This window comes from Pseudomonas sp. NPDC090203 (genome assembly GCF_044746765.1).
Classification (GTDB): domain Bacteria; phylum Pseudomonadota; class Gammaproteobacteria; order Pseudomonadales; family Pseudomonadaceae; genus Aquipseudomonas; species Aquipseudomonas putida_AD.
Map to the genome: position 1 here is coordinate 1 of NZ_JBIVCV010000012.1, position 24,477 is coordinate 24,477.

General features: G+C 63.4%; 17 protein-coding genes. 7 read left to right on the forward strand and 10 right to left on the reverse strand.

All coding sequences use genetic code 11. The features are described 5' to 3' along the window. The first annotated feature begins 415 nt into the window (after positions 1-415). From recC to recD, 3 genes are read left to right on the forward strand one after another with little or no spacing between them, the layout of a single operon-like run. Complete coding sequence (gene recC, locus ACIPO9_RS20165; protein ID WP_400783028.1) at positions 416-3,895, forward strand: exodeoxyribonuclease V subunit gamma; 3,480 nt, start codon at positions 416-418, stop codon at positions 3,893-3,895. A 2-nt stretch (positions 3,896-3,897) separates the two neighbouring features. Beyond that, on the forward strand, positions 3,898-7,596 hold the full coding sequence (gene recB, locus ACIPO9_RS20170) for an exodeoxyribonuclease V subunit beta (protein ID WP_400783030.1): 3,699 nt from the start codon (positions 3,898-3,900) through the stop codon (positions 7,594-7,596). Further along, positions 7,593-9,680, forward strand: coding sequence for an exodeoxyribonuclease V subunit alpha (gene recD / locus ACIPO9_RS20175; protein WP_400783032.1), 2,088 nt, complete (start codon positions 7,593-7,595; stop codon positions 9,678-9,680). Before recB ends, recD begins: the two co-directional genes overlap by 4 nt. 223 nt (positions 9,681-9,903) lie before the next feature. Here the strand turns inward: recD and ACIPO9_RS20180 are convergent, their stop codons facing one another. The 6 genes from ACIPO9_RS20180 to ACIPO9_RS20205 form a co-directional block, all read right to left on the reverse strand. Continuing rightward, positions 9,904-10,176, reverse strand: coding sequence for a Rho-binding antiterminator (locus ACIPO9_RS20180; protein WP_274135906.1), 273 nt, complete (start codon positions 10,174-10,176; stop codon positions 9,904-9,906). A gap of 41 nt (positions 10,177-10,217) precedes the next feature. Beyond that, entirely contained in the window at positions 10,218-11,768 is a 1,551-nt protein-coding gene (locus ACIPO9_RS20185) for an amino acid ABC transporter permease/ATP-binding protein (RefSeq protein ID WP_400783034.1), read from the reverse strand. 143 nt (positions 11,769-11,911) lie between these two features. Continuing rightward, positions 11,912-12,727 carry an ABC transporter substrate-binding protein gene (locus tag ACIPO9_RS20190; protein WP_400783036.1) on the reverse strand — a complete coding sequence of 272 codons (816 nt, stop codon included), beginning with the start codon at positions 12,725-12,727 and terminating at the stop codon, positions 11,912-11,914. A 59-nt stretch (positions 12,728-12,786) separates the two neighbouring features. Beyond that, positions 12,787-13,851, reverse strand: coding sequence for an isopenicillin N synthase family dioxygenase (locus ACIPO9_RS20195; RefSeq protein WP_400783038.1), 1,065 nt, complete (start codon positions 13,849-13,851; stop codon positions 12,787-12,789). A 13-nt stretch (positions 13,852-13,864) separates the two neighbouring features. Next, positions 13,865-14,716 carry a sugar phosphate isomerase/epimerase gene (locus tag ACIPO9_RS20200; protein WP_274135900.1) on the reverse strand — a complete coding sequence of 284 codons (852 nt, stop codon included), beginning with the start codon at positions 14,714-14,716 and terminating at the stop codon, positions 13,865-13,867. 362 nt (positions 14,717-15,078) lie between these two features. Continuing rightward, positions 15,079-16,026, reverse strand: coding sequence for a LysR family transcriptional regulator (locus ACIPO9_RS20205; protein WP_400783041.1), 948 nt, complete (start codon positions 16,024-16,026; stop codon positions 15,079-15,081). Positions 16,027-16,286: 260 nt separating this feature from the next. On the opposite strand from ACIPO9_RS20205, the gene ACIPO9_RS20210 reads away from it, so the two are divergent. The 3 genes from ACIPO9_RS20210 to mmsB all read left to right on the forward strand — a co-directional run bounded on the left by ACIPO9_RS20210 (position 16,287) and on the right by mmsB (position 20,210). Beyond that, positions 16,287-17,621, forward strand: a complete 1,335-nt coding sequence (locus ACIPO9_RS20210; RefSeq protein ID WP_400783043.1) for an MFS transporter — start codon at positions 16,287-16,289, stop codon at positions 17,619-17,621. Positions 17,622-17,654: 33 nt separating this feature from the next. Next, a complete protein-coding gene (locus tag ACIPO9_RS20215; protein WP_400783045.1) occupies positions 17,655-19,181 on the forward strand; it encodes a CoA-acylating methylmalonate-semialdehyde dehydrogenase in 1,527 nt (508 codons plus the stop codon). A 141-nt stretch (positions 19,182-19,322) separates the two neighbouring features. Continuing rightward, entirely contained in the window at positions 19,323-20,210 is an 888-nt protein-coding gene (mmsB, locus tag ACIPO9_RS20220) for a 3-hydroxyisobutyrate dehydrogenase (protein ID WP_400783048.1), read from the forward strand. A gap of 104 nt (positions 20,211-20,314) precedes the next feature. Here mmsB and argH read toward each other — a convergent pair whose 3' ends face one another. From argH to ACIPO9_RS20235, 3 genes are all read right to left on the reverse strand, one after another. Further along, entirely contained in the window at positions 20,315-21,742 is a 1,428-nt protein-coding gene (gene argH / locus ACIPO9_RS20225; RefSeq protein WP_400783050.1) for an argininosuccinate lyase, read from the reverse strand. A gap of 230 nt (positions 21,743-21,972) precedes the next feature. Further along, the gene (gene cynS / locus ACIPO9_RS20230; protein WP_274135890.1) at positions 21,973-22,443 is read right to left on the reverse strand and encodes a cyanase; all 471 of its coding nucleotides are present in this window, start codon (positions 22,441-22,443) and stop codon (positions 21,973-21,975) included. Between the two features lie 30 nt (positions 22,444-22,473). Continuing rightward, entirely contained in the window at positions 22,474-23,136 is a 663-nt protein-coding gene (locus ACIPO9_RS20235; protein ID WP_400783052.1) for a carbonic anhydrase, read from the reverse strand. A 125-nt stretch (positions 23,137-23,261) separates the two neighbouring features. Between ACIPO9_RS20235 and cynR the strand changes: the two genes are divergently transcribed. After that, positions 23,262-24,155: a transcriptional regulator CynR gene (gene cynR / locus ACIPO9_RS20240; protein WP_400783055.1), complete on the forward strand. Its 894-nt coding sequence runs from the start codon at positions 23,262-23,264 to the stop codon at positions 24,153-24,155. Here cynR and ACIPO9_RS20245 read toward each other — a convergent pair. Further along, positions 24,152-24,466 carry a cupredoxin family copper-binding protein gene (locus tag ACIPO9_RS20245; RefSeq protein ID WP_274135886.1) on the reverse strand — a complete coding sequence of 105 codons (315 nt, stop codon included), beginning with the start codon at positions 24,464-24,466 and terminating at the stop codon, positions 24,152-24,154. The genes cynR and ACIPO9_RS20245 overlap by 4 nt on opposite strands. Positions 24,467-24,477: the final 11 nt, after the last annotated feature.

Sequence of the window (24,477 nt, forward strand, 5' to 3'; positions counted from 1 at the left end):
GGGTTTCCCCATGTGAGAGTAGGTCATCGTCAAGATTAAATTCCAGAACCCCAATCGCTAACGCGGTTGGGGTTTTGTTTTTGCGCCTGGAAAAGATCCCAACTCCACACCACTCGTAGCAGCACGGCTTGCCGGCGGGAGCGGTGGATCTGTCACACCTGCGTCGCCTGACACACCGCCCCCGCCGGCAAGCCGTGCTGCTACGGGGTATGCGGTGCGATCCCTGTAGGAGCGCGCTTGCCCGCGACTGCGTCACAACCGACACCACCGCACCGCCTGACCCACCGCCATCGCGGGCAAGCGCGCTCCTACAGATTGTGGCGCCTATTCCGTAGCAGCACGGCAAGCCATACCGCTACAGGTCGTCATGCCCCTCTGTTAGTCTTCTCCCTCTCCAAATGCCAAGGAAGCAGCTATGCCGGTGACATCCAGCCTCAATCCCGGGTTCATGGTGGTGCATGGCAACCGCCTGGATGAACTGCGCAGTCTTGTCGTGTCGTGGATGCGCCGTTATCCACTCACGCCTCTGGAAAACGAAGTCGCACTCGTCCAGAGCAATGGCATCGCCCAGTGGCTCAAACTGGCCCTGGCCGAAGACACCCAGGATGATGATCAGGGCGGTTGTGGCATTGCCGCAGCAATCGACGTGCAACTGCCCGGCAGCTTCATGTGGCAGCTCTACCGCGCCGTGTTGGGCAAGGACGAAATTCCGGAAACCTCGCTGCTGGACAAGGCCCCGCTGACCTGGCGCCTGATGCGCCTGTTGCCGACCCTGATCGACCAGCCCCACTTCGAGCCGTTGCAGCGCTTCCTGACCGCTGACACTGATCTGCGCAAGCGTTATCAATTGTCCGAGCGGCTGGCCGACCTCTTCGACCAATACCAGGTCTATCGCGCCGACTGGCTGGAAGACTGGGCCCAAGGCAAGCACCAGCTCAAGAACGTGCGCGGCGACATCACGCCGCTCAAACCCGAGAACTGCTGGCAGGCCGAACTGTGGCGAGCCTTGCTCCATGACGTAGGCGCCGAAGGCATGGCCCAGAGCCGCGCAGGGGTGCACCGGCGCTACATGGAGAGTATCAACGCCCTGAGCGAAGCCCCAGCCGGTTTGCCTGCGCGGGTGATCGTGTTCGGTATCTCTTCGTTGCCCGCTCAGGCACTTGAAGCCCTGGCCGGGCTGGCTCGATTCAGTCAGGTGCTGCTGTGCGTGCACAACCCCTGTCGCCACCATTGGGCTGACATCGTCGCCGACAAGGACCTGCTGCGCCACGAATACAAACGCCAGTCGCGCAAGGCTGGCATGCCCGTCGTTCTCAACCCCGACGCGCTGCATCAGCATGCGCACCCTCTGCTGGCCGCCTGGGGCAAACAGGGGCGTGACTACATCAACCTGCTCGACAGCCACGACGATCCCAACAGCTACCGTTCGGTGTTCCGTGACGGCCGTATCGACCTGTTCAGTGAAAGTGATCCACAGACCGTCCTCAATCAGTTGCAGGACGACATCCTCGAACTGCGCCCCTTGAGCGAAACCCGCGAGCTGTGGCCCGCCGTCGATATAAGGAAAGACCGCTCGATCCGCTTCCACGTTGCCCACAGCGCCCAGCGCGAAGTGGAAGTGCTGCACGACCAGTTGCTTGCGCGTTTCAGCGCCAATCCTGAACTTCGCCCCCGTGACGTCATCGTCATGGTCCCGGACATCGACAGCTACGCGCCGCACATCCGCGCGGTGTTCGGGCAGCTGGATCGCGAAGACCGGCGCTTCATTCCGTTCACCCTGGCCGACCAGGGCCAGCGTGGTCGAGATCCGCTGCTGATCGCCGTCGAGCATCTGTTGAAGATCCCTGACAGCCGCTTCCCGGTGAGCGAGATTCTCGATCTGCTCGACGTCCCTGCGCTGCGTGCACGTTTCGGCATCGACGAACGAGACCTGCCCACCCTGCACCGCTGGATCGAAGGTGCAGGCGTGCGGTGGGGGCTCAACGCCGGGCAGCGTGAAGGCCTGGGTCTGCCCGAAGCACTGGAGCAGAACAGCTGGCATTTCGGCCTGCGCCGGATGCTGCTGGGTTACGCCGTGGGTGCCGGAACAGCCTATGACGGCATTGAACCCTACGATGAAATCGGCGGGCTGGATGCGGCGCTCATCGGTCCGCTGGTGGCTTTGCTCGATGCCTTGCAAGTGGCCCATAACGAACTGTCCAGGGAGGCGACACCCGCAGAGTGGGGGACGCGTCTGCAAGCGCTCATGCAGTTGTTCTTCACTCCAGACAGCGAGCATGACGACTACCTGCTCAGCCAGCTGGAAACCCTGCGTGAAAACTGGCTCGAGACCTGCGAAACGGTCGGCCTTCTGGAGCAACTCCCGCTCACCGTCGTGCGTGAAGCCTGGCTCGCAGGCCTGGACCAGGGGCGCCTGTCGCAACGTTTCCTCGCAGGGTCTGTGAACTTCTGCACCCTGATGCCGATGCGCGCCATTCCATTCAAGGTCGTGTGCCTGCTGGGCATGAACGATGGCGACTACCCACGGGCGCAACCGCCGCTGGATTTCGACCTGATGGGCAGCGATTACCGCCCCGGCGACCGTTCGCGTCGGGAGGACGACCGCTACCTGCTGCTCGAGGCACTGCTCTCGGCGCGTGATCAGCTGTACATCAGTTGGGTGGGCCGCAGCATTCGCGACAACTCCGAGCGACCTGCGTCGGTGCTGATCGGCCAGTTGCGCGACCACCTCGCCAGCGGCTGGAAGCTCGCCGACGCCCAGGAACCTGAAGACGCCAGCAAGCGCGATCCGGGCCAGCAACTGTTGCATGCCCTGACGCTCGAACATCCGCTGCAACCCTTCAGCGCCAAGTACTTTCAGGAAAACATGGAGTACTTCAGCTTCGCCCGGGAATGGCAGGTGCTGCACGAAGCTGCCGACGAACGCAGCGAGGCCGGACCGCTGACGCGCCATGAGCAGGAAGAGCCGTTGAGCCTTGCGCAGTTGCAGGATTTCCTGCGCAACCCGGTCAAATACTTCTTCAGCCAGCGCTTGAAGATCTTCTTTGAAGTGGCCCAGGCGCCATTGGCCGACGATGAGCCGTTCGTGCTCGACGCCCTGCAGCACTACGGCCTGAGCGACAGCTTGTTGCAGGCCGCGTTGATCGACCCGGATCAGGCGCTGGAGCGACTCATCGCCCAGGCCGCTCGCTTGCAAGGCAGCGGCCTGCTGCCCATGGCAGGTTTCGGCGAACTGCTGCAGGACGAGTTGATCGAGCCGCTGCCAGCGCTTGTGCAGCGCTATCACGAGCTGCTGTCCCGCTGGCCGGAAAGACTGCACAGCGCAACGTCGGTGAAGTACCAGCATCAGGGGATCGCCCTGGATGGCTGGCTCGACGGTCTTCATCGCAACGCTCAGGGTGAACTGCTGGCGGTCACGGCCATTCCGAACGCCATCGGTGGCAAGAAATCACGCAAGTGGCATCGCCTGGGCAAGCCTTGGGTCAACCACCTGGTGGCCTGCGCCTGCGATCTGCCGCTCACCACCGCCCTGGTGGCCAGCGATGAGACGCTGCTGCTGCCGCCCCTGGAGGCCGAGCAGGCGAAACGAACCCTCAATGACCTGCTGCTGGCCTGGCAGCAGGGCATGCACCGGCCGCTGCCTGTGGCGATGAAAACCGCCTTCGCCTGGGTCGGTCAGAGTGACGAAATCAAGGCCGAAGCCGCCGCCCGTAAAGCCTATGACGGCGATGGGCAGAACATGGCCGGTGAGCACGCCGAGAGCACTGCGCTGGCCCGCCAGTACCCGGATTTCGACGCGCTGCTCGACACCGAGGAGTTCGTCGGCTGGTGCGAAGCATTGTACAAACCGATATTCGACGCGCCCTGGCAGTCTCTGTCCAGCGAGGAGGCCTGAGCATGAGTGACGCACAACAACCCCTGGCCCTGCGCTTTCCGCTCAAGGGCAGCCAGCTGATTGAAGCCAGCGCCGGTACCGGCAAGACCTTCACCATTTCCGCGCTGTACCTGCGTCTGGTGCTCGGCCATGGCAATGAAGTCTCGGGCTTTGGCCGCGAGTTGCTGCCGCCGCAGATTCTGGTGGTGACCTTCACCGATGCCGCGACCAAAGAGCTGCGCGATCGCATTCGTACACGCCTGGCTGAAGCTGCGCGATTCTTTCGCGAAGAGATCCAGGCCCCTGATGCGTTGATCGCCGACCTGCGTGACGAGTTCGCACCCCAGGCGTGGGCCGGGTGCGCAAGCCGGCTGGACATCGCCGCCCAGTGGATGGACGAAGCCGCGGTCTCGACCATCCACAGTTGGTGCCAGCGCATGTTGCGCGAGCACGCGTTCGACAGCGGCAGCCTGTTCACCCAGAGCCTGGAAACCGACCACAGCGATTTGCTCGGCGAGGTGTTGCGCGATTACTGGCGCAAGTTCTGCTATCCCATGTCCGGCGACGCCCTGGCCTGGGTCCGCAAGCACTGGGTCGGCCCTGCGACCTTGCTGCCCAAGGTTCGGGCGATGTTCGGCAGTGAACGTGCGCCGGGCACCCAGACGCCGGCACAGTTGATCGAAGCATCGGTCGGTTCCCGTCGTGAAGCGCTGAACATGCTCAAGGCACCCTGGGTCGAGTGGGTACCGGAGCTGTTGGCGATCTGTCGGGAGGCGTCCCGGACAAAGGCTGTCGATGGCACTCGCTTCAAGTCCAATCACTACACTTCCTGGTTCGACCAGATCAGCGCCTGGGCCAATGATCCGGATCAGGACAAGCTCGACATTCGCACCGGTTTCACCCGCCTGACTCCCCACGGCCTTGCCGAGGTATGGAAGTCCGAGCCGCCGGTCCACCCGGGCCTGGAGGCCATGGTCGGTCTGCAGGAAGCACTCGCCAGGCTTCCGACGCCTGACGCCGCCGTGCTCGAACACGCCGCGCATTGGGTCGGCGCGCGTTTCGAGGAAGAAAAACGCCGGCGTGCCGAAATGGGTTTCGACGACATGCTGTTGCGGCTGGACGCTGCCCTGCGCGGCTCGGGCGGCGAGCGTCTGGCGACCTTGATTCGCGAGCAGTTCCCGGTGGCGCTGATCGACGAATTCCAGGACACGGACCCGGTGCAGTACCGGATTTTCGACAGCATCTACCATCTGGAAACCAATGACGAAAGCACCGGCCTGTTCCTGATCGGCGACCCCAAGCAGGCGATCTATGCCTTCCGTGGCGCAGACATCTACACCTACCTGCGCGCCCGGACTGCAACCACCGGGCGCCTGCATACCCTGGGCACCAACTTCCGCTCCAGCCACTCGATGGTCGAGGCCGTGAACCATGTGTTCGTGCGGGCCGAAGAGAACCCGGTAGGCCGGGGGGCCTTTCTGTTTCGCAGCCCCGATCAAAACCCGGTGCCGTTTCAGGCGGTGCGCTCCCAGGGCCGCAAAGAGCTGTTTCAAGTCGATGGCCAGGTGGTCGCCGCGCTGAACGTCTGGCAACTGGAGAGCGATCAACCGGTCTCGGGCACGCTGTATCGTCAGCAACTGGCCGCCAGTTGCGCCAGCCAGATTGTGGGGCTGCTCAACGCTGGCCAACAGGGGCGCGCAGGTTTTGCCAGAGAGGGGGAGCCGGTCAAAGGCCTGCTGCCTGCCGACATCGCGATTCTGGTGCGCGATGGCAAGGAGGCCCAGGCAGTCAGGGGCGAACTGACGGCTCGTGGCGTACGCAGCGTCTACCTCTCCGACAAGGACTCGGTATTTGCCGCGCAAGAAGCCCATGACCTGCTGGCCTGGCTCAAGGCCTGCGCCGAGCCCGACGCCGAGCGCACGTTGCGCGCGGCGCTGGCCTGCATCACTCTGGACCTGCCGTTGGCCGAGCTTGAGCTGCTGAACCGCGACGAGCTGGCGTGGGAGCGCCGTGTCATGCAGTTCCGCGACTATCGGCGGATCTGGCGCAGCCAGGGCGTGCTGCCGATGCTGCGGCGCCTGCTGCACGACTTCAAGCTGCCCCAGGCTTTGATCCAGCGCAACGATGGCGAACGCGTGCTGACCAACCTGCTGCACCTGTCCGAACTGATGCAGCAGGCTGCTGCTGAGCTGGACGGCGAGCAGGCGCTGATTCGTCACCTGAGCGAGCACCTGGCGCTGTCCGGTCAGGCGGGCGAGGAGCAGATCCTGCGCCTGGAAAGCGATGAGCAACTGGTCAAGGTGGTGACCATCCACAAATCCAAGGGGCTGGAGTACCCGCTGGTGTTCCTGCCGTTCATTTGCTCCAACAAGCCAGTGGATGGAAGCCGCCTGCCGCTGCATTATCACGACGCACAAGGCCAGGCGCAGATCAGCCTGCAGCCTACCGAGGCTTTGATCGAGCAGGCCGACGACGAACGCCTGGCCGAAGACCTGCGCCTGCTCTACGTGGCGCTCACCCGGGCGCAACACGCCTGCTGGCTGGGCGTCGCCGACCTTAAGCGAGGCAACGCCAACAGCTCGACCCTGCACCGCTCGGCGCTCGGGTATCTGCTGGGTGGCGGACAGGTGCTGGCCGAATCGACTGGCCTGGGGCAATGGCTGCGCTCGCTGGCTGAAAACCAGCCAAGCGTCAGTGTCCAGGCCGTGCCCGAACCCGCCGACGCTACCTTCAGCGCGCCGCGCAGCGAAGTCGCGCTGAGCAAGCCGCGCATGCCGCGCCGCAGCGCCCGGGAAAACTGGTGGATCGCCTCCTACAGCGCCTTGCGCATTGGCGACATCATCACCGACAGCGGTGACCAGTCCCCCGACAGCCCCCAGGCCCAGAAGCTGTTCGACGACGAACGCCTGGACCCGGACGCACCACGGGAAACGCTGGTCAGCGGCGGCGATATCCACCGCTTCCCGCGCGGACCAAACCCCGGCACCTTCCTGCACGGCTTGCTGGAGTGGGCTGGGGAAAAAGGTTTCGCTACGGCCGCGAGCGATCAGGAGCGGCTGGAAAAGGTCGTGGCCCAGCGCTGCAACCGGCGGGACTGGACCGGCTGGATCAACACCCTGACCGACTGGCTCTCGCACCTGTTGAACATGCCATTGCGCCTGGGCGGCGACGCCGTTCCGGTAGCCTTGCGCGAGCTGGACCAACCCAACCAGTACCGCGTCGAAATGGAATTCTGGTTCGCCTGCTCGAAGGTCGACGTCGCGCAGATGGACGCACTCGTGCGCCGCTACACCCACAACGGCGCACCGCGCGCGGCGACCGATACCGTCTCGCTCAACGGCATGTTCAAGGGCTTCATCGACCTGACGTTCGAACACCAGGGGCGTTATTACGTGGCCGACTACAAGTCCAACTGGCTGGGTGTCGACGACGATGCCTACACCACCCAGGCCATGGAGAGCGCCATTCTGGACAACCGCTACGACCTGCAATACGTGCTGTATCTGCTGGCCCTGCATCGCCAGCTCAAGGCGCGGCTGGCCGATTACGACTATGACCTGCACATGGGCGGCGCGGTCTATCTGTTCGTCCGTGGCAGCCGTGCGGCCAGCCAGGGCGCGTGGTTCACAAGGCCTCCTCGTGAACTGATCGAGGGCCTGGACGCGCTGTTCCAGGGCCGCCCCGTGAATGCAGATGCCGTACTGTCAGGAGACCTCGCATGAACCGCACCTTTGCCCATCTGCTGCCCACGCCGCTGGATGCCGAGAGCCTGGCCCGTCTGGCGCCGCTTGCGCGTGTCGACGACTTGCTGCTGTTGCTGGAGCGCTGGGTCGAGCGCGGCTGGTTGCGGGCGCTGGACAAGGCCTTCGTGGCTTTTCTTGCGGACCTCGATCCGACCGCCGATTCCCTGGTGCTGCTGGCGGCGGCCCTGACCAGTCATCAACTGGGCCACGGCCATGTGTGCCTGGATCTCTTTGAAACCCTGAAAGAGCCGGACTTCGCCCTTTCGCTGCCGCCCGAAGGTGATCTGCTGTCCACGCCCATGCTGCTGCCCTCGGCGCTGCTCAAGGCGCTGGACGGTGCGACCTGGTGCCAGGCGCTGGCTGACAGCGTGCTGGTGGCCAGGGCCGGGGATGACAGCGCCAGCGCCGCGCAGAAGCCGCTGGTGTTGTCCGAGCGGCGCCTGTACCTGCGCCGCTACTGGATGTACGAGCGGCGTATCGATGCCGCGCTGCATCTGCGCCTGAACCAGGCTGAACCTGCGCCCGGTGATCTTGCACAACGGCTGGATGCGCTGTTCGGGCCGGCCGATCATTCTCCCGAGGCGCTGGTGGACTGGCAGAAACTGGCCTGCGCACTGGCCACCCGTGGTGCGTTCAGCATCATCACCGGCGGCCCCGGCACCGGCAAGACCACCACCGTGGTGCGCCTGCTGGCGTTGCTGCAATCGCCTGCGGTGGAGCAGGGCACGCCGCTGAGGATTCGCCTGGCCGCACCCACCGGCAAGGCGGCTGCGCGCCTGACCGAGTCCATCAGCCATCAGGTGCAGTCACTGGACGTGCCCGACAACGTGCGCGAGAAGATTCCCAGTGAGGTGACCACCGTGCACCGCCTCTTGGGCAGCCGCCCCGGCACTCGGCATTTCCGTCACCACGCGGGCAATCCGTTGCCGCTGGACGTGCTGGTGGTGGACGAAGCGTCGATGATCGACCTGGAAATGATGGCCAACCTGCTGGACGCCTTGCCGCCCCACGCGCGCATGGTGTTGCTCGGCGACAAGGACCAGCTCGCATCGGTGGAAGCCGGTGCGGTGCTGGGTGATCTGTGCCGTGATGCCGAGGCGGGCATGTACAGCCCCCAGACGCGGGCGTGGCTGGAATCGGTCAGCGGCGAGGACCTGGAAAAGAGTGGCCTGCAAGCCGGCGACGAGACCCTGCATCCGTTGGCGCAGCAGGTGGTGATGCTCCGTCATTCCCGACGTTTCGGCGAGGGAAGCGGCATCGGCCAGTTGGCGCAACGGGTCAACCGGCAGCAGGACAAGGAAGCGCGTGCGCTGTTGGCGACTCGCACTTATCCTGACCTGTTTTCCCTGGCGCTCAAGGGCGAGCAGGATAGGGCCTTGTCGCGGCTGTTGCTCGACGGGCACGGTAACGGGCCGCAAGGCTATCGGCATTATCTGGGCGTCATGGGGTCGCAGAGGCCGCAGGGCCTGACAACCATCGACGACCCGCGCTGTGTCGAGTGGGCGCGAACGGTGCTCGGTGCGTTTGATGAGTTCCAGTTGCTTTGTGCTGTACGAAAAGGGCCGTGGGGCGTCGAGGGTTTGAACCAGCGCATTACTCAGACGCTGTACGCCGCCGGACTGATCGAGAGTGACCAGCAATGGTACGAAGGTCGCCCGGTGCTCATGACCCGCAACGACTACGGGCTGGGCTTGATGAACGGCGACATCGGCATTGCCCTGCGTTTGCCTGAGGGTGCGCCCGAGGAGAATCGCCAGGCCTTGCGCGTGGCTTTCCCGCGCAACGATGGCAGTGGCGGGGTGCGTTTTGTGCTGCCGAGCCGGCTCAATGATGTCGAGACGGTGTACGCCATGACCGTGCACAAGTCCCAGGGCTCGGAATTCGCCCACACCGCGCTGATCCTGCCCGAGGCGTTGAACCCGGTGCTGACCAAGGAGCTGATCTACACCGGCATCACCCGCGCCAAGCACTGGTTCAGCCTGATCGAACCGCGCCAGGGCGTGTTCGAAGAAGCGTTGCGGCGCAAGGTCAAGCGCTTGAGCGGCTTGATGCTGGAGTTGTAGCCATACCCATCCCGTAGCAGTCCGGCTTGCCGGCGTCGGCGATCTTTCGGACGCTGACGCCGGCAAGCCGGACTGCTACGGGGTGTGCGACGCCTGTAGGAGCGCGCTTGCCCGCGATGGCGTCCTTGAAATCGCCCCCGCCGGCAAGCCGTGCTGCTACGGGTGATGTGTCGTTTGTAGGAGCGCGCTTGCCCGCGATGGCGGTGTGTCGCTCAACACCTGGTCACGTGGCACAAAACGAATTGCCCAACTCGACCCGCCCGAAGCTCGCCCCGGCATCCAGCGGGGTGATGGCCGCGAGTTGATCCAGGCGCACCTCGGCCAGGCCGTCGGCGAACAGCAGAAACTCCTCTTTGCTCGGCGCTGTCCGGGTGGTGAGCGGCTTGCCCTCGAAGGTCTGGCCGTCCACCAGCTCGACCTTCAACCGGTAACCGTGCATGCAGGCGATCTCCAGGTAGTCGTAGAGATCGCAGTTCATCGGTGTATAGCTGTCCATTTCAGGCATCCCCTGGGGCGTGGTAGGGCTACGATAGCCGCTCACGCCTCCTTGCGCACGGGCTCCTGCGGGACAATCACGTTATCCAGCCCCATGAACTTGCGCACCCGCTCGCCGCACTGGTCAGCGAGAATGCTCTGCGGCGCGGCATCGACCTGCACCACGCCGTTTTCCATGAAGATCACCCGGTCGGAAATCGACAGCGCAAAATCCATCTCATGGGTGACGATCAGCATGGTCATGCCTTCCTTCGCCAAATCACCGATGACCTTCAACACATCGCCCACCAGTTCCGGGTCCAGCGCCGAAGTCGGTTCGTCGAACAGCATGATCTGCGGGTCCATCGCCAGCGCCCGGGCAATCGCCACGCGCTGTTGTTGCCCGCCCGACAGCTGATGCGGGTATTTGTGGGCGTGGGCCAGCAGGCCGACCTTGTCGAGCAGCGCATAGGCACGCTGTTCGCTGATGGCCTTGTCGCGGCCGTGATAACGCGGGGCCAGGGTCACGTTGTCGAGAATGGTGCGGTGCGGAAACAGGTTGAAGCTCTGGAACACCATGCCGATGCGCTGTACCCCACGGCGGATCTGCGGCGCGTTGTGGTTGTCGCCGGCGCGAATGAAACTGCCGCCAAACAGGATGATCTCGCCTTTGTCGATGCTTTCCAGGCTGTTGACGGTACGGATCAGCGAGGTCTTGCCGGAGCCTGACGGACCGATGATCGAAATCACCTGGCCGGCATTCACGTCCAGGTTGATGCCCTTGAGCACCTCATGCTGGCCGTAGCTTTTATGAATGTTCACCAGTTGCAGGGCGGGCGCCGCACCGGGCGCTGCGTCGGTTTGCCGGATTTTGCCAGGCTGGCCCAGCACGCGGGCGCGCAACAGGGTCAGGGCACTTTCATCGAGGGTTTGCGGCTTGCGGTTGTTCAGTTCCAGATGCTGTTCGAGCCAGTGAAACAGCCAGCCGAACACGGTCACGATCATCACGTAATACACCGCCACCGCCGACAGGGTTTCCATGACCAGAAAGTTCTGCGCGTACAGGCGCTGGCCCACGGTGAGCAGTTCGGTCAGGGAGATTACCGATACCAGCGAGGTCAGCTTGACCACCGTGATGTATTCGTTGATGAGGGTCGGCAGGGAAATACGAAAGGCCTGGGGAATGACGATCAGCCGCTGCATGCCGATCAGCCCGATGCCCAGCGCACGGCCGGCTTCCTTCTGGCCGCGGGCGACCGAGATCAGGCCGCCGCGATGGATCTCGGCCATGTACGCAGCCTCGGTCACGACCAGCGCCAGCAGCCCGGAGTAGAAGGAATTGGACAGCACTTCGCGGGTGATCGGAAACATCTGTGGCAGGTTGTAGGTGAACACCACCAGCACCAGTAACGGGACGCTGCGGAAGAACCAGATATAAACGGACGCGGGCACGCTGATCCAGCGCGAGCTTGAAAGTTTGGCCGAAGCCAGCAGGAACCCCAGCAGCATGCCGATGAACCAGCCCAGCGCGCTGAGCTGGATCACGGTGATGCACGATTCCCAGAAATCCGAGACCGAGAACAGCGAAAAAAAGTAGGACCATTCGAATTGCATACACACCTCAGCGAGGGCAAGACCCTGCAAACGCAACGTCTTGTAGGAGCGCGCTTGCCCGCGATGGTGGTGTATCAGTCGCCGGATTCGTTTCGGGTCGACCGCCATCGCGGGCAAGCGCGCTCCTACAATCGGTGCGTCATTTAATTACTCGGCTCTTCCAGGTTGTACTTCTTCAACAGCGCTGCGTACTCACCGGATTTCTTGGTCTCGTCGAAGGCCTTGAGCAGCGCCTGGTACAGCTCGTCGTTGCCCTTCTTCACATAGATGCCCAACGTCTGCTGGTAGATCGAGTGCTCGGTGCTGACCACCACGCGGCCCTTGGTGCGTTCGGCGATCATGCCGGCGGCGCCGTCGATTTCCACCTGGGCCTGAACGTTGCCGGACAGCAGCGCCTGGGTCACTTCAGGTGCCGACGGGAATTCGCTGACCGCGATCGGCCCCTTGTTGTTCGGCACGCAGTATTCGGTGGACAGCTTGTTGAACTGGGCGACCCAGGTGGTGCCTTTTTCCAGGCCGATTTTCACGCCGCAGAGGTCTTCCGGCACCTTGGGCTTGAGCGTGCTGTCCTTGAGCACCATGATCGCCGCGCCGGTCTTGGCGTAGGCGATGGTCTGGGCCTGGGTCTGGCGCTCGGGCGTGATGTACATGCCCGAAATGATCGCGTCGTAGTGCCCGGCGTTGAGGCTCAGGATCAGGCTGGAGAACTTGGTGTCGACGAACTCGGGCTTGAGCTCCATGTGCTTGGCCAGCAGGCGCGACAGGTCCGGGTCGGCGCCGACGACGTTCTTCTTCTCATCATAGGACTCAAACGGCGGATAGGTGATCTCCATGCCGACCTTGAACTGGCCCGGGGTCACGGTGGTTGCGGCCTGGGCAGCTGTACCAAAAGCAGTCGCGCCGAGCACGGCGGTGGCAAGAACGGTCAAGCGAACAGCAGTGTTCAAAGTGTTGCGCATCGTCGGTGACTCCACGTCAGGAAGGTAAGGCACGGTGTGTTGAAAGGTCTTGTGGGGCATCAGGAAGCGTCCTGTGCCTGGTTCTTAAGGTGGCCGAAGCTCGACGGCTTGCGGGCTTTTTCGTAGAGCTTGAGCTCGCCGCTTTCGACCTTGCGCCGCAGGTACTGATAGGTCTGCAGGGCCTGGCCGAACATGTGCTCGCCGATGGTGATCTCTTCGTACTCCGTCCCTTCTTTCTCGAATTGAGGAAGCGGCTTGATCTGGGTGTGGAAGTCGCAGGCGAAAAACAGCGGGAAGGAGTAGCGCTCCTCGCGCACGGTGCGTACCCGATGAGCCGTAGCAACGAACGTACCAGCGGTCATGACCTCCAGCATGTCGCCGATGTTGACCACGAACGCGCCTTCCACCGGCGGTGCGTCGATCCACTGGCCCAGATCATTCATCACCTCAAGGCCGGGCTTGTCGGCCAGCAGCATGGTGAAGCACTCATAATCGGTGTGTGCACCAATACCGGGCGCGTCCTGCGCGGCACCGTCGAACGGATAATGGATCAGCCGCAGCTTGGACGGCGGACGCGTGACCATCGCCTCGAAGTAGCCTTCCTCAAGGCCCAGCGCCAGGGCGAAGCCATCGAAGAGGCGGCGCCCCAGGGCGAATACGGCGGCGTAGTAGGCTTCGACGGCCGAGCGGAAGCCGGGCAGGTCGGGCCACTCGTTGGCGCCGATCAGCGGCGTCCTGGCGATCACCAGCGGGTCTTCGTCGCCCACTTCAAAACCGATGTCGAAGGCTTCCTTGTGATCGGGCTTGCCCTTGGCATACACCTCTTCGCCCTCGGGCACGAAGCCCTTGTGGCTGCGCGAGGTGCCGATGTAATGCTGCATCTTGTAGTCCAGCGACTGGGCAAACAGGTCCTTGGCCGCCTGGCGCAGCCCGTCGATCAGCGCAGGTTCGATGCCGTGGTTCCTGACGTACAGAAAACCCACTTCGCGGGCGGCTTTGCCGAGTTCATCGGCGACGGCCTGGCGCGCGCCGATGTCGGCGCTGAACAGACCGGCGATGTCCACCACCGGGATGCTGCTGAAGTTGGCGACCTTCGTCGCCGCTGCTTGAGACTGGTCGGGCATGGCGAAACGCTCCTTATCGGCTTGTTGTATGCGTGAAACGCTTGAAGTGCTCTCGTTCGGTGCGGCCCATCCACACATTCAGCGACCACAGGTCGGCCACCGGCACGTTGGTGAAGGGCAGGTGATGCAGGTAGCCGTCGGCGCCGAATTCGGGGGTCAGAGTGGTGACCTGATAGCCGCGCGCCTGCTGGGATTGCCAGATCGCCTCCCAGTGCTGCTGATGGAAGGCCAGCTCTTTCGCGCGCTCGGGGCCGGCGGGGTGGGGGACTTGCGGGCCCTGGTCATAACCGACCCTGGCCTGGATGTGATGCACGCGCTCGACGAAGGCGCTGAGGTCGTCTTCCGGATCGTCGAGCAGGCGCTCGCAGGTGACGATCCAGTGGCTGATGTCGCTGGTGAAGCGCAGATCCGGCAACTGGCGGATCAGCTCCAGGGTCACCCACGGGTTGAACAGCGAGCGGGCGCGATGGGTTTCGAAGGTGACGGTCTGGCCGTGCTTGCGTGCCAGCTCCAGGGCCTGGCCGAAGAAGTCGACCTGTTGCGGCAGCTGCCAGCGGTCGTTGCCGGCCAGCACATTGACGAAGCGCGGCGCCAGTTCGGTGGACCAGGCGAGTTTCTTTTCAAGATCGATCAGGTGCTCGGCGGTGGTCGCCGATTGTTCGGGCAGGACGTCGTAGGCGGTGAATACCGTGGCGATGTAGGGCAGGTGGTTGGCGCGCAGAAAGGCACCAAGCTCGGCACGCTCCACTGGCGTCAGCGGCAGGCGCGCTTCCATGCCGTCGAAGCCGGCCTCCAGCAATTCGTCCAGCGCCTGGGCCCGGCTTGCGGTGTAGCCCCACATCGTGCGGAAGATTTCCAGTTTCATCGAACGTCCTCAAAGATTGCGTCTTGCGATTGACATGCCTGCGGCAAAGCTTCGCCCCGGCGCGAGCCGAAACGGGGTACAGCGGCAGTCACATCTGAAAAAGGCAATCTTCGGGCCGTGTCTCTGAGTGGACGGGCTCCTTTATTGGAGCCGATCTTAGGTGCGCCCGATGAACGGAAAGAATAGGAAAGCTCAAATGCATAGTTCAGAGATTTCTAAACTATGGTGGCAAGGTGCGATCTAGAGGTTCCCGAGCCTGTAGGAGCGCGCTTGCCCGCGATTGCGTCAGTTCAGTCGCCATCGCCACGCCAGAGAGAACGCGGTCGCGGGCAAGCGCGCTCCTACAAGTCGGTGCCGGGCGGTCAATCCACGAACGTCATGTTTCTGGAAGCCCCCAACAAAAACGCCTGATTCTGCTCGGTGGTCTGGCGGATGTAGTCCCATAACAACGTGATCCGCTTGAGCTTCCTCAGGTCCTCGCGGCAGTACATCCAGAACTGCCGCGTGATGTTCACCTGCGATTCCAGCACCGGCAGCAATCGCGCATCCTGCGCCGCGAGGAAGCACGGCAGGATCGCCAGTGCCCGGCCTTGCAGTGCGGCGATGTACTGGGCGATGACGCTGGTGCTGCGCAGCGGGGCGTGGGCACCGGGGAGCAGGTTGTTCAGGTAGAGCAATTCATTGCTGAAGGTCAGGTCATCGACGTAGCTGATGAACGGGTGGTCGGCCAGATCCTCGATGCGCTGGATCGGCGCGTGGCGCTCCAGGTATTCCTGGGTGGCGTACAGCCGCAGGTTGTAGTCGCACAGCTTGCAGCACACGTAGGGCCCGTGCTCCGGGCGCTCCAGGGCGATGACGATGTCGGCCTCGCGCTTGGACAGGCTGATGAAATGCGGCAGCGGCAGGATGTCCACCGAGATCGCCGGGTAGGTGTCGGTGAAGTGGCTCAACTGGGGCGTGACGAAGAAACTGCCAAAACCCTCGGTGCAGCCCATCCGCACATGGCCCGACAATGCCACGCCGGAGCCTGATACCTGCTCACAGGCAATGTGCAGCGTGCTTTCGATGGATTCCGCCGACCCCAGCAATCGCTGGCCCTCGGCGGTCAGCACGAAGCCGTTGTTGCGCGATTTCTCGAACAGCAGCGTGCCCAGCGAGGCCTCCAGCGAATTGATCCGCCGCGACACGGTGGTGTAGTCCACCGCCAGCCGCTTGGCCGCCGAACTGGCCTTGCGGGTACGGGCCACTTCCAGAAAAAACTTCAGGTCATCCCAGTTCAGCGCACTCAGGGAGGTGATGTTTTTTTGCATGTTGGACCTGCTTTTATGTGCGTTCTTGTTAGAAGTTTGCACATCTATACTCCGAAGCACGCCATGACGCGATCCCGCTTTTTGTAGGAGCGCGCTTGCCCGCGAATAGCGTCGTGTCAGACACCATCATTGGCACAGACACACCCCATCGCGGGCAAGCGCGCTCCTACAGTGGTCGATCCAACCGGAGACTCACCTGCAACATCGCATCACCCACACGCCATAACACCCTGCACAACAATAAATAAGCGGAGGAGTTTATGAAGAACGCTATAACGGCGAACGCTGGCGCACCTGACGCCAGTGCTGCCAGATCCAAGACCAAGGCCTACCGTCTGGCCGGCGCTGCAAGCATGGCCGGGACCACCATCGAGTGGTATGACTTTTTCCTCTACGGCACGGCCGCCGCCCTGATCTTCAACAAAATCTTCTTCCCGGCACTGGACCCTATCATCGGTGTGCTGGCGGCGTTCGCCACCTATGCCGTTGGCTTTCTCGGACGCCCGCTGGGCGGCATCGTGTTCGGCCATTTCGGCGACCGCATCGGGCGCAAGTCCATGCTGCTGTTCACCCTGATGCTCATGGGTATCCCGACCATCATCATCGGCCTGATCCCCACCTATCAGCAGATCGGTTACTGGGCGGCGGTGATTTTGGTGGCGATGCGCTTTCTGCAAGGCATGGCGGTCGGCGGCGAGTGGGGCGGGGCAGTGTTGATGGCCGTCGAACACGCGCCCGAAGGCAAGAAAGGCTTCTATGGCAGCCTGCCGCAGACCGGCGTCGGCGCCGGGTTGGTGCTGGCGTCGCTGGCCATGGCGATGGTCGCCAAGCTGCCCGAAGAGGACATGCTCAGTTGGGGCTGGCGGATTCCGTTTCTGGCCAGCGTCGTGTTGCTCGGCGTGGGCTGGCTGATTCGCCTGAAAGTCCCGGAATCCCCTGACTTCGAGAAGCTGAAAAAGGACAAGATCGCAGTCAAGGTGCCGCTGTTCAAGGTGTTCCGCGATCACCCTCGGGAGACCCTGACCATCATCGGCGCACGCACCGCCGAGAACGCCTGGTTCTACATGTCGGTGACCTTCGCCCTGGCCTATGCCGCCAACCAGTTGCAGATCCCCCGCGCCGATGTACTGGGCGCTATCACCGCAGGCGCAGCACTGTCGCTGGTGACCATGCCGCTGTGCGGCCACATCTCCGACCGCGTCGGCCAGAAGCGCCTGTACTTCGCTGGCCTGTTGCTGCTCTGCGCCTTCGTCTATCCGTTCTTCGCCATGCTCGGCACCCGCGATCCGCTGTTGGTGTGGTGGGCGATGGTGCTGGCGGTGGGCGTGGTCTTTCCGATTCTGTATGCGCCGGAGTCCCTGCTGTTCGCCCGACAATTCCCGGCTGAAATCCGCTACAGCGGCATCTCGGTGTCCGTGCAACTGGCAGGCGTGCTGGGCGGCGGCTTCGCGCCGATGATCGCCACGCAATTGCTGGCCATGGGCGGGGGCAGTCCGCATTACGTGATCGTTTACCTGGTGGGCATGGCGCTGGTGGCGCTGGTCTGTACCGCATTGATGAAGCGCGACCCGCCGCGCCACCAACCACGCCCGTAGAGGCTGTGTCGAATCGAGAATGGAGTATCCGCAATGAACGTTTCACTGAATCAGAACAACACCACAGTGGCCCGCGTGAAACTGCTGATCGACGGCGAATGGGTCGAGTCGCAATCCGGCGAATGGCTGGACGTGGTCAACCCGGCGACACAGCAAGTGCTGGCCAAGGTGCCGTTTGCCACCGCCGCTGAAGTGGACGCCGCCGTCGCCGCCGCGCACAAGGCCTTCAAGACCTGGCGCGACACGCCCATCGGCGCGCGCATGCGCATCATGCTCAAGCTGCAGGCGTTGATTCGCGAGCACTCCAAGCGCATCGCCGTGGTCCTCAGCGCCGAGCAGGGCAAGACCATCGCCGACGCCGAGGGCGACATCTTTCGCGGCCTCGAAGTGGTCGAACACGCCTGCTCCATCGGCACGCTGCAGATGGGCGAGTTCGCCGAGAACGTCGCAGGTGGCGTCGACACCTACACGCTGCGCCAACCGCTGGGCGTGTGTGCGGGCATCACACCGTTCAACTTCCCGGCGATGATTCCGCTGTGGATGTTCCCGATGGCCATCGCCTGCGGCAACACCTTCGTGCTCAAGCCGTCCGAGCAGGACCCGATGTCGACCATGCTGCTGGTGGAACTGGCGGTCGAGGCCGGGGTTCCAGCGGGTGTGCTCAACGTCGTGCACGGCGGCAAGGAGGTGGTGGACGCGATCTGCACCCACAAGGACATCAAGGCGATTTCCTTCGTCGGTTCGACTGCGGTCGGTACCCACGTCTATGACCTGGCGGGCAAGCACGGCAAGCGCGTGCAATCGATGATGGGTGCCAAGAACCACGCCGTGGTGCTGGCCGATGCCAACCGCGAGCAGACCCTCAACGCGCTGGTGGGCGCAGGTTTCGGTGCGGCCGGGCAGCGTTGCATGGCGACCTCGGTGGTGGTGCTGGTCGGCGCGTCGAAGCAGTGGATTCCTGACCTCAAGGCGTTGGCGCAGAAGCTCAAGGTCAATGCCGGGAACGAGCCAGGCACCGATGTCGGGCCGGTGATTTCAAAGCGTGCCAGGCAGCGGATCCTGGACCTGATCGAAAGCGGCGTGAAGGAAGGCGCGAAGCTGGAACTGGACGGCCGCGGGATCCAGGTGGCCGGTTACGAGGAGGGCAACTTTGTCGGCCCGACCCTGTTCACCGGTGTGACCACCCAGATGCAGATCTACACCCAGGAAATCTTCGGGCCGGTGCTCTGTGTCATCGAAGTCGACACCCTGGATCAGGCCATCGAACTGGTCAACGCCAACCCGTTCGGCAACGGCGTCGGCCTGTTCACCCAGAGCGGCGCGGCGGCGCGCAAATTCCAGAGCGAAATCGACATCGGCCAGGTGGGCATCAACATCCCGATTCCGGTGCCGGTGCCGTTCTTCAGCTTTACTGGCTCGCGGGGCTCGAAACTCGGCGATCTGGGCCCGTACGGCAAACAGGTGGTGCAGTTCTACACTCAGACCAAGACCGTCACCAGCCGCTGGTTCGACGACAACAGCGTGAATGACGGAGTGAACACGACGATCAATCTGCGCTGAGCAGCGCTGACGTCATACCGCTGTAGGAGCGCGCTTGCCCGCGATGGCGTCGTGTCAGACACCACCATAGGCACAGACACACCGCAATCGCGGGCAAGCGCGCTCCTGCGGGGGCTGCTTGAATCAGTAAAGGAGAACACCATGAAAATCGCATTCATCGGTCTGGGCAACATGGGTGCGCCGATGGCGCGCAACCTGATCCGGGCCGGGCATCAGTTGCATCTGTTCGACCTCAACAAGCAGGTGCTGGCCGAGCTGTCGGAGCTGGGCAGCCGCATCAGCGAGTCTCCCAAACACGCCGCAGAAGGCGCGGAACTGGTCATCACCATGCTCCCGGCGGCCGCTCATGTGCGGGCGGTCTATCTGAACGAGGACGGCGTGCTGGCCGGGATTTCCGCCGGCGTGCCTGCGGTGGATTGCAGCACCATCGATCCGCAGACCATCCGCGATGTCGCCGCCGTGGCCGCCAAGCAAGGTGTGGTGGTGGGCGATGCGCCGGTGTCCGGTGGCACGGGCGGCGCACAGGCTGGCACCCTGACCTTCATGGTTGGCGCGAGCCTGGAGCATTACACCGTGCTCAAGCCGATCCTGGCGCAGATGGGCCGCAACATCGTGCATTGCGGCGATGTGGGCACCGGGCAGATCGCCAAGATCTGCAACAACATGCTGCTGGGAATTTCCATGATCGGCGTGTCCGAGGCCATGGCCCTGGGCGACCGGCTGGGGATCGACACGGCGGTGCTGGCCACGATCATCAACAGCTCGACCGGGCGCTGCTGGAGTTCGGAGATGTACAACCCCTGGCCCGGCATCGTCGAAACCGCGCCGGCTTCGCGGGGATACACTGGCGGTTTTGGTGCCGAGCTGATGCTCAAGGACCTGGGCCTGGCCACCGACGCAGCCAAGGCGGCGCATCAACCGGTGATCCTCGGCGCCATCGCCCATCAGCTGTATCAGGCGATGAGTTTGCGTGGGGATGGCGGGAAGGATTTTTCGGCGGTAATTGAGGGGTATTTGAAGAAAAGCTGACAGACCACCTGTAGGAGCGCGCTTGCCCGCGATTGCGTCAGACCAGACACATGTCTGGTGAATGACACACCGCCGTCGCGGGCAAGCGCGCTCCTACGGGGTACTCAGGCGCGGGGGCCGTTGTAGTCCTTGGCCCATTTCTCCTGCGCGACCAACTGCGCCTTGAACCGCTCGACCTGCTCCGCCACGCGCACCGGCGAGGTGCCACCCCAGCCACTGCGGGCTGCCAGGGCAGCATCCAGGGTCAGGGCTTGCAGCACTTCAGGCGTCAGCCGTGCATCGGTGTCAGCCAGCATCTGCGGGGTCAACTCCTCAAGGCCTATCTCTTGCGCTTCGCATAGTTGCACCAGTTGCCCGGTGATCTCGTGGGCCTCCTTGAACGGCACGCCGCGCACCGCCAGCCAGTCCGCAACTTCGGTGGCCAGGGTGAAGCCCAACGGCGCCTGACGCTGCAGTTCGTCCTTGCGCACGGTCATGGTCCGCACCATTCCCGCGAACGCCGGGAGCACCAGATCCAGAGTATCCACCGCGTCGAACACTGCGTGTTTGTCTTCGCTCAAATCACGGTTGTAAGACAGCGGCTGGGCCTTGAGCACGGACAGAATCGCCGTCAGCGAACCGATCAGACGGCCTGACTTGCCCCGAGCCAGTTCGGCGATGTCGGGGTTTTTCTTCTGCGGCATGATCGAGCTGCCGGTGGCATAGGCATCGTCCAGCTCGACCCAGCGGAACTGCCGTGAAGTCCACAGGCAGAATTCCTCGGCCATGCGCGAGATATTGATGCCCAGCATGCTGGCGCAGAACAGGAATTCGGCGACGTGATCGCGGCTGGCGACGGCGTCGATGGAGTTCTCGCACGGGCCTGCGTAACCCAGCTCTTTCGCCGAACTTTGCAGGTCGCGGGCAATGGCCGAGCCCGCCATGGCCGCCGCGCCCAAGGGCGAAAGGCTGAAGCGGCGGTCCCAGTCCTGCAGGCGCTGGATATCCCTGGAAATCGCCTGGGCATGAGCCATGAGGTGATGGGCGAAGACAATCGGCTGGGCCTGCTGCAGGTGCGTGAAACCGGGGGCGATGGTGTGCAGGTGCTGTTCGGCCTGAGCGACCAGGGCCTGTTGCAGCTCGAGGATCGACAGGGTCAATGCGCGGATCCGGTCCCGCAGGAACAGGCGCATGTCGTTGGCGGTCTGGTCGTTGCGCGAGCGACCGGCGCGCAGCTTGCCCCCCAGCGCGCCGAGGCGTTCGGTCAACAGGCGTTCGATGAAGGTGTGCACGTCCTCATCCGCAGCGATGGGCTGAACCTTGCCCTCGGCGAAGTCATTCTTGATCGATTCAAGGCAGGCGATGATGCGAGCGGTTTCATCGGCGCTCAACAAACCTGCGCGTTGCAGTTCATGGGCGTGGGCGCGAGAGCCTGCGACGTCGTAGGGCGTCATGCGGAAATACACGGCAGGCGAGCGCGACAGGTTGGCCATGGCCTCGGCCGGGCCGGACTTGAACCGCGCCCCCCACAGGCGTTCGGTGGTATCGGACATCAGCATTCTCCCTCGGATACGTGGAGGGCCGATCCTAGGAAAAACCAGCGGGCGGGGACATGGTTCAAATGGCAAGTGGACTTGGCAGAAATGGAAACCTGCCAGCTTTTGATTCCGTAGCAGCACGGCTTGCCGGCGGGGGCGGCGTATCAGACGGCAAATTCGTCATAGATACATCGCTCCCGCCGGCAAGCCGTGCTGCTACGGTGATGTGCGAAGCGGCCGTAGGGTCAGAACGGTTTGTAAGGCAGGAACTTGCCGTCCAGGGTGATCACCGCGCGGGAGCCGCCTTCCGGGTCTTCGACTTTCTTGATGTCCATCTTGAAGTTGATGGCGCTGATGATGCCGTCGCCGAACTGCTCGTGGACGATGGCTTTCAAGGTGGTGCCGTAGACCTGGATCATCTCGTAGAAACGGTAGACAGTCGGGTCGGTCGGTACGCCGTGGCCGATGCTGCCGCGCAGCGGGATGGATTGCAGTTGGCGAACGTCGTCATCGTTGAGTTCCAGGCGCTGGCCGATGATCTGCGCGACGTTGGCGGGCAGCGGGTGTTGGCCCAGCAGCGCGGCGGTGACGTAGGTCAGGCTCAGGCCGGTGCCTTCGGCCAGTTGCTCGAACGACAAACCTTTCTGCGACTTGATGTCGATGATCTTGGCGGTCAGGGCCAGGCTTGGATCTTGATAGGCGTTGGACTGTTGCATGGTGATTCTCCTCGGGGACGGGTGTGGGGTTCAGGCGACGTCGCTGTTGCGTTGGGCCTGTAGAGCGTAGGTGTGGGGGTGGCGCGCCAGCGGCACGAAGCGACGGGTTGCACCGTCGAGTGCGTCGACCGTGCCGGTCTCGATGTCGTAGACCCAGCCGTGCAGGTTCAGGCGGCCTTGTTCCAGGGCCAGGCGTACGCTGGGGTGAGTCTGGATGTTGGCCAGTTGGGCGATGACGTTTTCACGGACCATCGAGCCCACCTTGGCGGTGTCACTCACATGGCTGCGGGCGCTGTTGATGACGCGCGCCGACTCGGCGTGACGCAACCAGCTCGCCACGGCAGGCAGGTGGTTCATGCATTTGCACTGGGCGATGGCGGTCATCGCGCCGCAGTCGGAGTGGCCGCAGATCACGATGTCGGTCACGCCGAGCACCGCGACTGCGTATTCCACCGTGGCCGACACACCGCCCGGTTCAGGGCCGTAGGAGGGCACGATGTTGCCCGCATTGCGGATCACGAACAGCTCGCCGGGCTCCTGCTGGGTCAGCAGCTCCGGGACCACGCGGCTGTCTGAGCAAGTGATGAACAGGGTGGCCGGGCTTTGTGTGCTGGCCAGGTGTTTGAACAGTTCGGCGCGTTTGGGAAACGCTTCGCTCTGGAATTTGAGCAGACCGTCGATGAGCGCTTTCATGGCAATGGACCTGTTGGCTGGTGTCTGTGGAGTCGTGCTGTGGAATCGATACTGATCCTGCCCGGCTATAGCGTCCAAGACCCATCTACAATAGTTTCCATAAGTGGTGCCTATAGGAATCAGCCATGCTGCTGCGTCATCTCAAATACCTGCTGGCCGTGGCCGATCACGGCAATTTCAGCCGCGCCGCGCAGGCGTTGCACGTCTCGCAACCGACCCTGTCGCAGCAGATCCGGCAACTGGAAGAAAGCCTTGGCGCCGAGTTGCTCGACCGCTCTGCGCGGGTAGTCAGGCCAACCGATGCCGGCGCGGCGTACATCGAGTACGCGCGCAAGGTGATGCGTGATCTGGAGGCGGCCAACCGGGCGATCCACGACGTGAAGGATCTTTCGCGAGGCACCCTGCGGCTGGCGATGACGCCGACTTTCATGGCGTACCTGGCCGGGCCGTTGATTCGTGAGTTCAGCAGCCGGCACCCGGGTATTCGCCTGAGTGTGTTCGAACTCTCGCTGGATGAGATCGAGGCGCGGCTGGCCGATGACAGCCTCGACCTGGCCATTGCGTTCACCGGCGTGCGCGACCCGGACATCGACTGCGTGCCGCTTTTCGTGGAAACCCTCAGCGTGATGGTGGGGCAGGTACACCCACTGTTCGGGCGGGAAGCGGCGCTGACGGGCGAGGAGCTGGCGAGCCTGCCGCTGGTGCTGCTGACCCGGGACTTCATCACCCGCACCTGCATCGATGATTACTGCCGCGAGCATGGCATCGCGCCGACGGTGGACATGCAGGCCAATTCGGTCAGTGCGATTCTGGAGATTGTGCGACACATGCCAGTGGCCACGATCCTGCCCCAGGCCACCGCCACCCAGGCGCGGGGCGTGTTCGCGATCCCGCTGCAGGGTGGCGCCCCGCAACGCAGCGCCGCACTGCTGCGCAGGCGCAATGCCTGGCAGAGCGCGGCGTCGGTGGAGTTCGTGCGTACCTTGAATCGCTGGTGCGAGGGGCTCAAGCAGCCTTAACCGCCGACCACGATTCTGCCGATCATCTGCGGGTGCAGCGCGCAGAAATACTCGAACGTGCCGGCGTTATCGAACTGGAAAGTGAAGCTGTCGTCGGTATCCAGCGCCGCCGAGTGGAAGGCCTTGTGGGTTTCCATGACGGTATGGGGGATCTGGTCGTCGTTGACCCAGGTCACCGTGCTGCCCACGGGAATGTTCAGTTGCGTGGGGGCGAACATGAAGTCCTTGATGTTGATGCGCACGTCCTGGGCGAAGGCGGGGAGGGTGATGATGAGAGTCGAGAGCAAAGCGGCGTGGATGAGGGTTTTCATGATTGATCCGT